Origin of the sequence: Pontibacter sp. HSC-14F20, from assembly GCF_019599265.1 — a bacterium.
Lineage (GTDB): Bacteria > Bacteroidota > Bacteroidia > Cytophagales > Hymenobacteraceae > Pontibacter.
In genome coordinates this window covers 25,059-39,519 of sequence record NZ_JAHZTC010000003.1, presented here as the reverse complement: position 1 = coordinate 39,519, position 14,461 = coordinate 25,059, and the positions used below count along the sequence as shown (strand labels likewise).

Below are 14,461 nucleotides of genomic sequence, written 5' to 3'. Positions count from 1 at the left end.
ATTTTCGGGAAAGAAAGGCACTGGTCTATACCTGCCTAAGTTGCTCCAAACAACAAAGGCGCATTAGCTGCGCCTTTGAGTTATTAGGTTAGATGCTCTAGTTTCTGACTTTCAAAACATTTTAAATCAATTACTTACTTCAGGTATACCCTGAACTCAGAGCCTTTGCCCTGTTCACTGTCGCATTCAATTTTGCCATCGCTGTTCTCTACGATGCGCTTCACAATGGCCAGACCCACACCGGTTCCTTCTACATGAGCATGCAGACGCTTAAACATATCAAACACTTTTTCCCGGTCCTCTGACCTTAAACCAAGTCCGTTATCTTTCACACAAAACACGGTAAAGGCGCCTTCCCGGTAGGTGTTCACTGCAATAACTGGTTTACGATCGGGTGAACTGTATTTAATGGCGTTTGAGACTAAGTTGTAGACGATGCTCCGCAGGTTTTTGCGTGAGAAAATCATGTCAGGCGCTGCAGAGAAATCTGTGTCGATTGTAGCGTCGTACTTGAAAATCAGATCCTGAATGTTGAGGGTTATATCATCGATCAGCTCCTCAAAACGCACGCTTTCGGCCGCCGTCTCATCCTGATGCTGCAACTTGGCTACTTCCGTCAGGTCCATGAGGGTATGTTTGAACCGGCTAATCGCATCCTGTATCATGGCCATGATGATATTGAGTTCATCATGGTCAGGCTCCGGACTATCTAATACCTCTTTCAGCGCAACGGCCAGACCCTCAATGTTGTTGATAGGTGCCTTGAGATCGTGGGAAGCGGTATAGACGAAGTTATCCAGGTCTTTATTCACGCGGGTGAGCTCGGCAGTACGTGCCTTTACACGCTCTTCCAGTTCGCGGTTTATTTCCTGCGTCCGTTTGTGGGCACGCTCTATCTCTTTCTTTTGCAGGTAAAAGCGCACAAAGGCCGCCACTTTGGCTTTGGTGATGGCAGGGTGCAGGGGCTTGAAGAGAAAGTCCACGGCTCCGGCCTCAAAGCCCTCGATTACATGCACATCCTGCTGGTGAATGGCCGTCACAAAAATAATGGGAACATCACGCGTCTTGGAAATGTCGCGCAGGTAGCGGGCCACTTCGTACCCATTCATGCCGGGCATCTGCACATCCAGCAAAATAAGCGCAATCTCTTCCTGCAAGGCCATCTTCAGGGCTTCTTCGCCAGATTTAGCAAACAGGTATATGGTGTTGTCTCCTTCTTCCGATAGCAGACTCGCCAGGCTGACAAGGTTTTCTTCCCTGTCGTCCACGAGCAATATCTTTACCGGGTGAGTAAGTGTTGGCAAGGTTGTAATAGGTAAGATAACGTGGTCAGTGTTCATGTAAGGTTAGCAAATATGCTTGTATGCGCTCAACATGCATGATACTACAGCCAGGTGTGCTCTGGATGGCTGCTAGCGGCATGGTGGAAATCTCCGCTTCGCCGGGATGCTGCACAATAGCAGTGCCCCGTTTTTCAAATATATACTTTAATCCTGAACTTCCATCCTTGCTGGCGCCACTAAGTAGTATCCCAACCGTATTTTTCCCGAAAACATCAGCTGCGCTGTTAAAAGTCACATCGATGGAAGGGCGGGAATAGTTCTCCAGTTCGGAATCGTCGAGCGAGAAGGTATGGTCTTTTTCGAGGAGCACGTGGTAGTTAGCCGGAGCAATGTATAGGTGGCCAGCCTCCAAAGGAACTTTGTCATCTATCTCTACCGCTTTCAAGGCCAATTTTTTGTCAAAGAGCTCCTGCATATTGCCCTCATAGTTGCGCAAACGGTGCAGCACCAGCACAATGGGAATACTGTAGTTGGCGGGTAGCCCTTGCAGTATTTTCATCGACGCCTGAATGCCGCCCCAGGAGCCGCCTATTACGATCAGTCGGGAAGTTGCAAGCATCAGGAGTTTTTGCGGTAAATGCGGTTGTTTTTATCTACGAAGTTATACTTGCTGCTGATGTCTGACATGGCCAGTGTTTCCTTTTTGCCCAATGCCAGATAACCCAGGCTCACCAGACTTTCATCGAAAAGCTGGTATACCCGCTCCTGCAAGGCCTTGTTGAAGTAAATCAGCACGTTACGGCACACGATCAGGTGAAACTCGTTGAACGAGCTGTCAGTAGCCAGGTTATGCGGGTAGAACACCACATTTTTGACAAGCGATGAATTGAACTTGGCACTGCCGTAGTTACTGGTATAATATTCAGCAAAATCGCGCCTGCCACCTGCCGCGTAATAAGCTGCAGTATAGGCCGTCATGTGTGAAGCAGAAAAGATCCCCTCTTTCGCCTGCCGTAGCACCTTCTGGTTGATGTCGGTGGCGTAAATTTTGGTGCGGCCCAGCAAGCCTTCCTCTTCCAGCAGAATCGCCAGCGAAAAAAGCTCCTCGCCCGTGGAGCAGCCCGCATCCCATACCTTGATGAACGGATACGTCGAAAGTATAGGCAGCACATTATCACGCAGCGACTTGTAAAAAGTCGGGTCGCGGAACATCTCCGTTACATTCACGGTGATTTCCTGCAGAAAATTCTCGAAGAAAAAACTATCTGTGAACAGAAACTTGCGCAGCTCGTCTATGCTGTGCAGGTGTTTCTGTCCCAGAAACCGTTTGATGCGGCGGTATACCGAGGCCCGTGCATAACCGCTGAAATCGTATCCGTACTGTGTGTGTATTTCTTTAATGAGCGCCTCTACCTCCAGCTCAAAAAGTTCCTCGTTCTCAGGCTTCATACAACCAAACCCGCATCAGGGTCAGCAACTTATCGGTATCTACTGGCTTTGGTATATAATCTGAAGCTCCAGCTTGTATGCATTTTTCTCTGTCTTCTTTCATGGCCTTGGCGGTGAGTGAAATGATTGGCAGTTGCTTAAAACGTAAATCCGCACGGATTCGTTTTGTCGCTTCTATACCGTCCATTTCCGGCATCATCACGTCCATCAGCACCATATCTATACCTGCCTCTGTGTCAAGTTTTTCCAGTGCCTCCTTGCCATCATAAGCAGCTACTACCTGCATGCCGTGCAATTCCAGCAGACTGCTCAGCGAGTAAATGTTGCGCACATCATCATCCACTACCATTATCTTTTTGCCGCGCAGCACTTCCTCGGGCACGTGCAGCTTCATTTTAAACTCATTGCCCGGCGGCAGCTTCTGGTTTACTTTGTGCAGGAAGAGCTGCACCTCGTCAAGCAGGCGCAGGTATGAGTACTCGTTTTTGATGATGATCGTGTTGGCAAACTCCTTCAGTCTCGTCTCTTCGTCTTCGCTCAGGTCTTTGCCCGAGTAAATGATGATCGGAATATCACCGAGCTTGGTTTGCGACTTGATCTTCTTCATCCACTCGTAACCTTTCATGCCCGGCAGGTTGAGGTCGAGGATGATGCAGTCTACTTTTTGCTTGGCCAGCACCTTTTCGGCCTCTTCGGCAGAGTAGGCGGAGGTAGACTTGAGGCCGTGCGCCAGCAGCAGTTCGGCCACAGCTTTGTTCTCGATCTCGTTGTCCTCCACGATCAGGATGTTCTCGATGTTCGCTCCCGATTTGTTCACAATCGAACCAAAGGCCTTGTTGAGCATCTCAAGCGTAACGGGCTTCGGCAGGTATTCTTCGTTTTCGGCATGCTCTCCGATTACTTCTTTGTCGTAAGCCGACATCACATGCACATTGATGTTGCGCAGTTCTTTGTCTTCACGTACTTTTTTGAGCACGTCCCAACCGGTCATATCCGGTAACTGTATATCGAGCAGCATGGCGTCTGGCTTGTGCTCCAGGGCCAGACGCAGCCCCTCGCGACCGGTAAAGGCCTGGTGTACCCGGAAGTTTTTGGCTTTGGCAAAGTCAGCCAGGATGTCGCTAAAGCCTTTGTCGTCCTCAACAATGAGCACCCGGATGTCCTGCTTGTCTTCGCGCTCCATGTTCAGGAAAACCTGCCCCATGCTCCGGCTTTTCTGCTGAGCTGTCGGTTCGGCGGTTTCTGCTTCGGCTGTTGCTACAGGCGTTTTGTAGGTATGTACCAGTTGCTGCAAAGGTGCAGTGGTTGGTGAAGTGCCGGTTCCGTTAGGTATACGCGGCAGGTATAGCGTAAAGGTGCTGCCTTTGCCCGGCTCACTCTCGAGTATCAGTTCGCCGCCCAGCAGGCTGGCCAGTTCTTTGCTGATGGTGAGGCCCAGACCAGTACCGCCATACTTGCGTGTGGTAGAAGTGTCAGCTTGCTGGAAGGCTTCAAACACGACATCCTGCTTGTCCTGCGCTATACCTATACCTGTGTCGCGCACGGCAAAGGCTACCACGTCTTGCGTATCGCGTAGCTGCTCTGATCTGAAAGCGGGACGCTGTGTAACCGGGTATACCTGGAACTCCACTTCGCCGCCCTCGTCGGTAAACTTAATGGCATTACCAATGAAGTTTTTCAGGATCTGCTCCAGCCGGAAGCGGTCGGTCACGATGCTGTCGAACGTGCCTGGTACGTGGCGTTCTTTGAAGCTGATCTTCTTTTTGGCGGCCAATTCCCTGAACATCGGCTTCATTGTGATCTCAGAAAGTTGCAGCTCCTCTGTTTCCAGCTTCACCATACCTGATTCGATCTTGGAGAGGTCCAGAATCTCGTTGATCAGTCGGAGCAGGTCGTTGCCGGATTTGTGGATGATCTGTGCGTGGTCAATCTGCTTTGTGGACAGCGTATTTTCCATGTTGTCGGCCAGCAGGCGCGACAGAATCAGGATACTGTTAAGCGGAGTGCGCAGCTCATGGCTCATGTTGGCCAGGAAGTCACTCTTATACTTACTCACCGTCTCAACCTGCTGTATCTTCAGCTCAATCGCTTCGCGGGCATCTTCCAGGGCTTTGTTTTTGGCTCCCAGGGCTTCGTATTGCTCTTCCAGCAACTGTGCTTTTTCTTCGAGTTCGGCATTCTTTTCCTGCAGCTCTTCCTGGTTCACGCGCAACTCTTCTTCCGATGCTTTCAATTCGGCATTGAGCTGGCGTAGTTCCTCCTGCTGTGTCTCCAGTTCCTCGGCCTGGTTCTGTGTTTCGTAGAGGAGTTCCTGGGTTTGCAGGTGTGCTTTTAAGGTATGGATGAGCACCGAGATGCGTTCGGAAGCAGAATCGAGCAGACGACGCTGCACCTCGGTATAAGGCTTGCGTGAGGCCAGTTCCAGTGCGCCGACAATGGTGCTGCCAAAGTAGAGTGGAATGATAATGACCGTGGCCGGTTCAATATCAGATAGGCCGGTGCGGATGCGCAGGTATTCTTCCTGCACGCCTTCGAGCACTTTTACCTTTCGTTCCTGCACAGTTTGCCCTACCAGGCCTGCTCCAACTTCAAACACGGGCAGTTGCGCCTTGTTTTGTTGCACCCCGTAGCTGGCGGCAGGCTCCAGTTTGCCATTATTGTTGTGCAGGTATAGCACACCTGCTTCAGAGTCGGTGTAGTTGCAGAGGTAGGAGAGGGCGTGATTGGCTACATTGTCGAGCGTGGACTCGCCTCCGATCAGGTTGCTAAGCTCGGCCACACCTGTGAGCACCCAGTTGCGGTTGGCATTTTCGGTAGTGAAGGTATACAGGTTCTCCTTCATGGTGCGGATGGCCAGGCTGAGCGTGTCTTCTTCGCTCTGAGGCTCCACATCCATGTCGTAGCGGCCCTCGCCAATGGCCTTAGTCACGTCAGAGAGCATCACCGTTTTATTCAGCACTCCTCTGAACGAAGCAGCCACACTGCCAATTTCGTCGGTGCTGTTGATGTCGATCTGCACATCGCTGGCGCCCAGCCGGATGCGGTCGGCTGCCAGCTTAAGCTTGGCCAAAGAGCCGGAAATCAGGCTGATGATGTAAAAGGACAGCAAGCCAACGAGAAGCAAAATAACCACCAGGCTCGTAAATAGCACCTGCAGGTAGCGCTCCTTGCTTCTGCTCACTTCCATAACGCCTGACCGGATGTGGTCTATCAACGCAATTTCGGCATGGCGCAGGGCCTCAATGTTGCTGGTGAAAAGCGAGTAAACTTTAAGCGGATCGTAGTGGTTTAAGTCTGTCTCGGGATTCTCCTGTAAGCTCTTTAAAATAGCGTCGCCGCGCTTATAGGCGTCCGTCACCACAATTTTCTGTACTCCGGCAACGGCATCCTGCCCGCCAAAGCGGTAAAATTCTTTCAGCGATTTGGTATGGGAGGTATACTGCTCCATAAGCTGCCCAAAATCCTGGTATGAGAGAATCCCCTCCTGCAGCGATTTCATGAGCAGGCTGCGTATGCGGGCAAGGTGCACCTTTGCTTCAGACAAACTTTTGAAGCTGGTAAGCTGCCTGGAAATTTCGACATTGTCGATCCCGATTGCGCTGTCGTCCATGCGGTCGAGCATGCCGTAGATAAAATCAGAAGAATAGCGCCGGAACTCCAGCGGGTCGAGCTTGCCTTGGTCTAATTCATTCCGATATTTCTTTATGTCCTCCAGTTTGTTGATGGCGGGGAAAAACCGGTTATGCTCACCCAGGAATTTGATCAGTTCTTGTCCGGCCGCATCGGTGATGTTGCGCTGGGCGCGGGCATCGAGTGTAAAGGCGGAGTCGCCGGTAGAGGCAGCCAAAATGCGGGCCCGCTCCTGCTGGAAGGCGTGAACCAGAGCAGAAATTTTTTCAGACTCGTCTAACTGAACCATCTCCTGTTTCAGTTTTTCATGCGCTTCGAATTCGCTCTGCACCGTGGCAGCAACAAAGTAAACGAGTGGGAAAAGGAGCAGGGCCAGCAGGAGAAGGAGTTTATCCCTGATCTTCAGGTTTTTGATGATGTTCATCGAGCGTGCGTCGGTTTAAGCAAGGGTGAAAAAGAACCTGTTGAATATGCAAGTTAGGAAAACATAGGGAATTCTGGGATACAGGTATAGGAAAAGCACAGGTATAATACTTCTGCTTATACCTGAGTTTATCCGGGTCAGAAAGTGCTGTCTGGTGCCAGCATTATCCCGGAAAATTGCTGGCTTCTTTCAGCGTGTTAGGCGTATCGGATTTTAGCGTAGGTATAACCGTTATATCCCCAGTTGATTCCAATATCATTGCATCAATCACCGACAAGTTTTCCTGTCCACCATTGCGTGCGGCAGAATTGATTTCTTCGATCGTAATACGCTCCCTTTTAAGAGCACCTTCCAAAAGTTCGCCTTTGTAGAGCAGTAATGTAGGCTGACTGGTTATAACCTGTTTGACTTGCCTGATTCGCACCGAAAGCCAGGTAATGAGGTATTGCAGGAAGATCAGTACAAAAAATGAGGTAATCCCATCGGCCAGCGATACATTCTTGTTGAGCGAAAGCGAAGCCAGTACAGAGCCCAGTGCTACTGTAACAACAAAGTCAAAAGCATTCATCTTGGAGAGTGTCCGTTTACCAGAGGCTCTTAAAAGTACGATCATGGCAATATAACCCATGATCGTAACCGACAAGGTTCTGATAATGCTTCCCCAACCATCAAAGAAGATGTTTTCCATAAAGTATGTATACCTGAGGTTCAGAAGAAGATATACGCTCCTTTTGAGGGTTTCGGTTGTACAGTTACGGATAGGTATAAACCTTCTGTTTCTACATAAAGTTGGGCCTTTCTCCTATTCAGGATATTCAACCGGAGATAAAATTACACCAAATTGATCTAGTATGATCAATACACAGCTGGTTAACCTTCTATCATGAGGAAAGATTTATCAAATTTTAATAATTATTTATTGTTTTTCGATAAATAATTATTTACCTTCGATCAATCTAAATGATGAAAGTATGAAAGCAATAGGCAAAACCAGAACTGAGCAGATTCTCCGGGTGATGTATGTCCTCTCATGGATTGCGTTTATTGGCCTGCTGGTAAAAACAGGCGCCATTATGATTTCCTTTAGTGTAAGCTTGTACAATCCGGAAGCTTCACATAATCTCTATAAAGGTTTGAGTCTGCATGAAGTGAGGGAACACAGTTTCTGGTACTACACGCAGGTCGTTTCCCTGATGATTGTCTTTTCAGGCCTGAAAGCCTATATCTTTTATTTGGTGATCAAAGCCTTGTCAAAAGTAAATCTGACAAACCCCTTCACCATGGACGTGGCAATCCTGCTGGAAAAGATCAGTTATGTGCTGATCGGCATCTGGGCAGTGGCGCTGATGTATAACGCGCAGACGGAGTGGTTCGCCAAAAGGCAAATAATAAACCTGGAGCAGTGGTCAACCGACGGCTTTTTTTTAATGGCGGGGCTCGTGTTCATCATCTCCCAGATATTTAAACGCGGCGTGGAGATTCAGGCTGAAAACGAATTAACCGTATAAGACATGCCTATAATTGTGAACCTGGATGTGATGATGGCTAAGCGGAAAATGTCTTTAAACGAACTGTCAGAAAAGGTGGATATCACGCTGGCCAACCTGTCTATACTTAAAACCGGAAAAGCCAAAGCAATCCGTTTCAGCACTCTTGAAGCCATTTGCAAAGCGCTTGACTGTCAGCCCGGCGATTTACTGGAATTTGGCGCTGATGAACGTGCAAGTTCTTAAGTTAGTGTGGTTGCTATACCTATACCTGTTGGTATAGCGCTGTGTCTTGATTATGTTTTTGAGGAGAGATAAAGGTCTGGAATTTAGCGGGTTCGCCTGATCATAAATGCGTTTTCTGCCTTCTCGAATCCCACTTTGGGGTAATAATCCATGGCGGACGGGGCTGACAGAAGCAACAGCATCGTTTGTTCTCCAATTATCTCCCTGGTCAAAGCGATCAATTGCCTGCCGATCCCTTCTTTCTGATACTCCTTCCTGACGGCAAGATCTGACAGATAACAGATATAGCAGAAGTCGGTCAGTGAGCGTGCTATACCTATCAGTTTCTCTCCATCCCAGGCCGATACAACCAGGTTGGAATTAGCGTACATCTTCTCAATACGCTCATGGTCATCAGTCGGGCGGTTTATACCTGAGCTGTTGTAAAGGTCGCTGATCAATTGCGTGTCTGGGGTGAAGTCTGATCGGTAAGTGATGTTCATGGGGTAGGAAGGGTGTTGGAATTTAGGTTAACGGGCTCGCGCATGAGGTGAGCTAGGTATAGCCGGAGTTTTACTCATGTGTTGTGTTGGCAGTAGAGCTTCTGCTCAAATTTTTTAGACCAGATTTTCTCTTTTCTCAAAATAAAAGCTGTTCCCAATCCGAATACTATGCCTGTTGCAATTCCAGCCATGGCAAAAAAAGGCTTTTCCGGTACCCTCACGCTTAATTCTGATGCAAATGCTGCATAAAGCCCTAAAACCGAATAATACATAAACCAAACATGCACAGATTTATACTTCTGGGGCAGGCTTTTTAATGACAAGGGTAACATTCCTAAAACCAATGTCAAAGAACTGATAATAGCCATGATGTGAAACACTCCAAATTTTCCAGTCAAATTGTATATGTCCAACGCAGATCCACAAACTAACACCATGGCAATAACATAGCTATACCCGACCCTTTTATGCTGCTTTGTCCCCTTTTTTGCAACCAGCACGAAAGCACCCGCAAGCATAGCTAACAAGGCAGTAACTAAATGAAACCAACCTAAAGAGGAATTTACAAAACCGTACATTGTTGACTCAATTTGAATATTATTGTGAAATCAAATTACTGCTATTATAATTTGCTTCAATACTTTAATATTACTGCCAGCGGGCCGCGTGCATGCGGAGCCTGAAACGTTAGCGAAGGTTGAGCAAGCATTGTGTTGGCAAACGCGATTCTTATTTTAACAGCTTAAAGTAGGTAATGAAGTTAATTGCGTAGTAGACTAAAAACATAGCAACTCCTATTCCTATACTTTCAATTACATCTTTGATTCCTAAGCGCATTTCGCCAAAGAATACTCCGATAAAAAGTCCTGTTGAGATACTAAGGACAAGCCAAGTATAAACAAGGTTCTTTCTACTTAAGCTACCCTGATTTGTCAGGTAACTGAAAACAGGCCTTACTAAAATAAATTGTAAAAAGGTGAAAACTACAAAAAACAGAATCAAAAGAACAACATCTGAAATCATGAATTCAGCAAGCTCTTTTAACTCTTCATTATAGCTTTCGTTTCTAATCCTGTATATAAAGCTTTCAAGTTTCAACAGCCCGTAAATCACAAGCGTGCCTACCATACAGGCAACTAAATGTGAGCCTATTTTACTTTTCATACTTTACATATTTGCCAACTTGTTCAAAAGCGGAAACATACGCTTATTGGTGCTATATCAAAAGGCCTCTTCCTAATCCTCCCGCTCCAGCACGATCAAATTCGCCGAGGCTTTGTTCAATGCAATCGGGATGTTGTTGAGTACAGCTGTGCGGATCAGCGTTTGGATGTCGTGCTCGTGGCCGTGCGGAGTTTCCACGTCGATAAAGAAAATCACTTTCTGGATCTGTCCTTGCAGCAAACGTGCGGCCAGCAGAATATCACCACCACTGGGGCCGTGTCCGAACGGCTCAATGTTCATGTCAAGGAGCTCGTTAATCAGTTTGGCAGTGTTGGTGGTGCCAATCAGTTTGTATTGGCGCAGAGCCTGCTGGTTTTCTTTTACCCAGTTCAGCAGTTCGGTTTTCTTGTTGTTGTGGGCGATGAGTGCAATTGTTGTCATAATGTTTCAGGTATAGGGTACAGGCGCAACTCAACTGCATGAAGGTTGCGCAAGTGAATATAGGTTTTTCCTATTAATAATCGGCACTCAGCAGTTTGAAAGATTATCGGGCAGCGGAGGTAAGGGTGAAAAACCAGTGGCATCCTCCATAAAAAAACGCCGCCAGTAGTACCGGCGACGCTTTTGATAACAGCCTCGGTGGAAAGGCTGCGCATTATCCCATTTGTGTAAAAGGGTGCTACTTTTTATGAATTAGCTATCGCTTTAATCTGGCTGATAGCCGCTCAGGTTCTCCATGTATTTCTGTCCGGAGCCGGTGTTGAGTAATAAAATTTCTTCATCGTACTGAATGAAGCCGGTGTCCAGCAGTTTGCGGGTAGCCATCCAAACGGCCGCTCCTTCCGGTGCTACAAACAAGCCTTCGCTGGTGCCCAGTTCTTTCAATCCAACAACCATTTCCTGTTCCGTAATGCTGATGGCCGTGCCGCCAGATTCCTGCAGTGTTTGCAGCATCAGCTGCTCGCCCAGCGGACGAGGCACTGCCAGTCCGTTTGCGATGGTCGGTTTGCCCACATAGTTCTGGGCATTGGCTTGTCTTCCGTAGAAAGTCTCTACCAGCGGACGGCAGTTCTCGGCCTGCACTGCCACCATGCGGGGCAGCTTTATATTTTCCGGCAGCCAGCCAATTTTTTTTATTTCATTGAAAGCCTTCCAGATACCGATCAGCCCCGTGCCGCCACCGGCAGGGTATAGGATCACGTCCGGCAATTTCCAGTTGCCTTGTTCGGCAATTTCATAGCCCATGGTTTTCTTGCCTTCGAGGCGGTAAGGCTCTTTCAGTGTCGATACATCCAGTAATTCGCCTTTGCTGTTAAGCTCTTTTACTTTGGCGGCGCAGTCGTTGATCAGGCCATCTACAAGCACCACTTCAGCGCCATACCAGTAGCATTCATCACGAAAAGCCTTGGGTGTATGGCGAGGCATCACTACTGTGGCGCGCATACCTGCTTTGGCACAATAGGCGGCCATAGCTACACCGGCATTACCGGCCGTAGGTATAATGCAGCCCTCTACACCATGCTCTTTGGCTTTGGATATTGCCATGCTCAGGCCACGTGCCTTAAACGAACCTGTTGGGTTCTGTCCTTCGTCTTTCAGCAGCAAATGCTGTAGTTCGTACTTCCGGGCCAGGTTTTTCAATTCCAGAATAGGGGTATAGCCTTCCCCCAGACTCACGACGTTTTCCTGATGCAGCACAGGCAGCATTTCAAGGTAGCGCCACATCGTGCCTTCCCGGCTAAGCAGCGCCTCTTTTTCAGGCATTACATCGGGAGCATAGCCAGCCAGAAGCGGTAATTGACAGCAGGCCGAAACCGTCTGTTTTTCGAAAGGAGAGTAAGGAGCGCCACAGTTGGAGCAAGTTAGGCTGCTCAGGTGACTTATAAGTGGTTGAAGCGTCGTTTTCATATCAGTATCTACGGCAAATTGCAACCATGATATGACCAAACAAAATAGCTAAAAGGAATAGACTATTCCATTTTGGAATAATAACGCTTGGTAAACTGAATGAAATTCTTGTATGGAAAATTATTCTCGGTGCCTTTGCGCTGTATAAAGTTGAAGCTCCGTTTTATGGTGAGTCCATGGATCGGCACCTGCACCAGTTCGCCTGACTGTAACTCTTTGATAACAGCCTGCCGGGGCAGAAAGGAAAGGCAGGTATCGACCCGCACAAAGTTTTTAAGAGCCTCCGTACCACCCAGTCTTATTTTGATAGGCAATTCACTTAGCTTCACTTGTTTTTGCTCCAGCGCTATTTCCAGTACAGCGAGCGTTCCGGAGCCACGTTCGCGCAGCGCCAGCGGAATCTCGTACAGGTCACGAATCTCGAGTTGCTGCTTTTTGAGCGGATTGCGCGAAGAGCACACCGCGATTACTTCATCGGTCAGGAAAGGGGTATAGGTCACGTTACTCACCTTGTTGATGCCTTCCACTATGCCGAGGTCTATTTCATGGTCGAGCAAAGCTTTAAGGATGTTCTCGCTGTTGCGGTTTTTGAGGTCGAGCTGCACGTTTGGGTTCTTCTGCAGGTATGCCGAAAGCACTGGTGGCAGAATGTAAAGCGAAATGGTGGTGCTGGCGCCCAACACCATGTTCACTTGTGGCGAGAAGTTCTCGCTGAGTTGCTTGAAATCCTGGTATAGCTCATGCTGCAGCTGCTTGGCGGACAGCAGTTTATCGTACAGGAGTTTGCCGGCAGACGTAAGCACCACACTGTTGCCGAGACGCTCAAAAAGGCCGGTTTTATAATACTCTTCCAGCGCTTTGATGTGCTTACTAATGGCTGACTGGCTGATAAAGAGCGTCTGGCTGGCTTTGGTAAAGCTCAGCAACCGCGCCACTTCCATAAAAATCTCGTGCCTGTGAGAGAGCATACCTGTCGGAACGTGTTTCTGCCAATATAACGAAATGCCGTGTAGTTTGGTAGTAGATGAGCCCGGACATCAAGGCTGTTGCACGGTGATCTGCTTCACCAACTTCTAGATAAAAGACTGAGCTTACTTTACTCCAAACTTGTAGATCGTTGTTTCGCTGTACTTCTCGCCCGGCCGGATTATGGACGAGGGGAAGCTTTCCTGATTCGGGGAGTCGGGGAAGTGCTGGGCTTCGAGGCAGAGGCCGGCATAGCGGTTATAGGCTGTGTAGTTGTGACCAGTCAGGGTGCCATCCAGGTGATAGCCCGTGTAGAACTGGATGCCGGGTTGGGTCGTGTGCACTGTCATGATGCGGCCAGAACCCGGGTCTTCTACCGTCGCTGCAATCACAAGTTTGTCGCCTCCGTTGCGCACCACATAATTCAGATCGTAGCCATAGCCCTGCAGATTTTCGATGTGCTCGCCTACACGCTGTGGTGTAGTAAAATCGTAAGGTGTGCCTTTTACTGATTGCAGTTCTCCGGTAGGTATAAGCGTTTCGTCCGTGGCCGTGAACTGGTCGGCGTGAATCTTGACAATATGGTTGAGGATATCCTTTTCCGTCCCTGCGCTCAGATTGAAATAACTGTGATTGGTCAGGTTAACCGGCGTGGCTTTGTCGGTGGTGGCCTCGTAATCAATCTTCAAAGCATCGAAGCCGGTCAGGGTATAGGTAACGACTACGGTCAGGTTGCCAGGGTAGCCTTCTTCGCCGTCCTTGCTCACGTAGGTCAACCGGATAGCATTCTGGTTTTGTAAGAGTTCCGCCTGCCACACCACTCTGTCGAAGCCGGTGATGCCGCCATGCAGGTGGTTGGGCGTGTCGTTCGTAGCCAAGGTATACGACTGCCCGTCCAATATGAATTTGCCCTTGGCAATGCGATTGGCATAGCGACCAACAATGCCTCCCAAATGAGGATCATTAGGTATATAGCCATCCACACGATCGAAACCGAGTACCACTTCGCCCAGATTGCCTGCACGGTCCGGCGTCCGGATTGACGTTACGATAGCACCATAATTGGTGATCTTCACAGTCATGCCGTTGGCGTTCGTCAGGGTATAGAGCTGCACTTGCTGCCCATTGGGGGCGGTGCCGAAGGGTTCGGATTTTACTTCCATAGCATTTGCTTCTTGTTTACCCAAAACTTGACCAGGCAGACCCGGCTTGCCACCGCAACCTGCAAGCGTCGCGACACTCAGCCAGCATATCAGCGCTGAAAAAAGCAAGGTATAGCGGGCTTTACGTTCTTTCATAAACTCGTTACAGTTTGTTGTATTTTTCTTAAAATAAGGGAAAAGTAGACCGAACGCCTGGCCGCATTGTCATTCCGTTTCGTACTATTTAACTGAATTATCAATAGGTTATTTTCGTGAAATC

General features: G+C 48.6%; 14 protein-coding genes. 2 read left to right on the top strand and 12 right to left on the bottom strand.

Annotated features, from left to right (window positions below; all coding sequences use genetic code 11):
* Nucleotides 1–134: 134 nt before the first annotated feature.
* The 5 genes from K3G39_RS04100 to K3G39_RS04080 all read right to left on the bottom strand — a co-directional run bounded on the left by K3G39_RS04100 (nt 135) and on the right by K3G39_RS04080 (nt 7,474).
* Nucleotides 135–1,304, bottom strand: a complete 1,170-nt coding sequence (locus tag K3G39_RS04100) for a response regulator (RefSeq protein ID WP_255593923.1) — start codon at nt 1,302–1,304, stop codon at nt 135–137.
* A gap of 25 nt (nt 1,305–1,329) precedes the next feature.
* Nucleotides 1,330–1,902 (bottom strand): chemotaxis protein CheB, encoded by a 573-nt coding sequence (locus K3G39_RS04095; protein ID WP_220624908.1) that lies wholly within the window; start codon nt 1,900–1,902, stop codon nt 1,330–1,332.
* Complete coding sequence (locus tag K3G39_RS04090) at nt 1,902–2,732, bottom strand: protein-glutamate O-methyltransferase CheR (protein WP_220624907.1); 831 nt, start codon at nt 2,730–2,732, stop codon at nt 1,902–1,904. Before K3G39_RS04090 ends, K3G39_RS04095 begins: the two co-directional genes overlap by 1 nt.
* A complete protein-coding gene (locus tag K3G39_RS04085) occupies nt 2,722–6,786 on the bottom strand; it encodes a response regulator (RefSeq protein WP_220624906.1) in 4,065 nt (1,354 codons plus the stop codon). Before K3G39_RS04085 ends, K3G39_RS04090 begins: the two co-directional genes overlap by 11 nt.
* A gap of 163 nt (nt 6,787–6,949) precedes the next feature.
* A complete protein-coding gene (locus K3G39_RS04080) occupies nt 6,950–7,474 on the bottom strand; it encodes a DUF421 domain-containing protein (RefSeq protein ID WP_220624905.1) in 525 nt (174 codons plus the stop codon).
* Between the two features lie 283 nt (nt 7,475–7,757).
* Here K3G39_RS04080 and K3G39_RS04075 point away from each other — a divergent pair, with 283 nt between their 5' ends.
* On the top strand, nt 7,758–8,294 hold the full coding sequence (locus K3G39_RS04075; protein ID WP_220624904.1) for a DUF2975 domain-containing protein: 537 nt from the start codon (nt 7,758–7,760) through the stop codon (nt 8,292–8,294).
* Between the two features lie 3 nt (nt 8,295–8,297).
* Nucleotides 8,298–8,519: a helix-turn-helix transcriptional regulator gene (locus K3G39_RS04070; protein WP_220624903.1), complete on the top strand. Its 222-nt coding sequence runs from the start codon at nt 8,298–8,300 to the stop codon at nt 8,517–8,519.
* A gap of 83 nt (nt 8,520–8,602) precedes the next feature.
* Here the strand turns inward: K3G39_RS04070 and K3G39_RS04065 are convergent, their stop codons facing one another.
* The 7 genes from K3G39_RS04065 to K3G39_RS04035 all read right to left on the bottom strand — a co-directional run bounded on the left by K3G39_RS04065 (nt 8,603) and on the right by K3G39_RS04035 (nt 14,337).
* Nucleotides 8,603–9,001 carry a GNAT family N-acetyltransferase gene (locus K3G39_RS04065; protein ID WP_220624902.1) on the bottom strand — a complete coding sequence of 133 codons (399 nt, stop codon included), beginning with the start codon at nt 8,999–9,001 and terminating at the stop codon, nt 8,603–8,605.
* Nucleotides 9,002–9,075: 74 nt separating this feature from the next.
* The gene (locus K3G39_RS04060; RefSeq protein ID WP_220624901.1) at nt 9,076–9,579 is read right to left on the bottom strand and encodes a DUF2306 domain-containing protein; all 504 of its coding nucleotides are present in this window, start codon (nt 9,577–9,579) and stop codon (nt 9,076–9,078) included.
* 151 nt (nt 9,580–9,730) lie between these two features.
* Complete coding sequence (locus tag K3G39_RS04055; protein ID WP_220624900.1) at nt 9,731–10,165, bottom strand: hypothetical protein; 435 nt, start codon at nt 10,163–10,165, stop codon at nt 9,731–9,733.
* A 72-nt stretch (nt 10,166–10,237) separates the two neighbouring features.
* Complete coding sequence (locus K3G39_RS04050; protein ID WP_220624899.1) at nt 10,238–10,606, bottom strand: methylglyoxal synthase; 369 nt, start codon at nt 10,604–10,606, stop codon at nt 10,238–10,240.
* 264 nt (nt 10,607–10,870) lie between these two features.
* Nucleotides 10,871–12,073: a threonine synthase gene (locus tag K3G39_RS04045; protein WP_220624898.1), complete on the bottom strand. Its 1,203-nt coding sequence runs from the start codon at nt 12,071–12,073 to the stop codon at nt 10,871–10,873.
* A 62-nt stretch (nt 12,074–12,135) separates the two neighbouring features.
* Complete coding sequence (locus K3G39_RS04040; RefSeq protein WP_220624897.1) at nt 12,136–13,041, bottom strand: LysR family transcriptional regulator; 906 nt, start codon at nt 13,039–13,041, stop codon at nt 12,136–12,138.
* A 123-nt stretch (nt 13,042–13,164) separates the two neighbouring features.
* Complete coding sequence (locus K3G39_RS04035; RefSeq protein ID WP_220624896.1) at nt 13,165–14,337, bottom strand: aldose epimerase family protein; 1,173 nt, start codon at nt 14,335–14,337, stop codon at nt 13,165–13,167.
* Nucleotides 14,338–14,461: the final 124 nt, after the last annotated feature.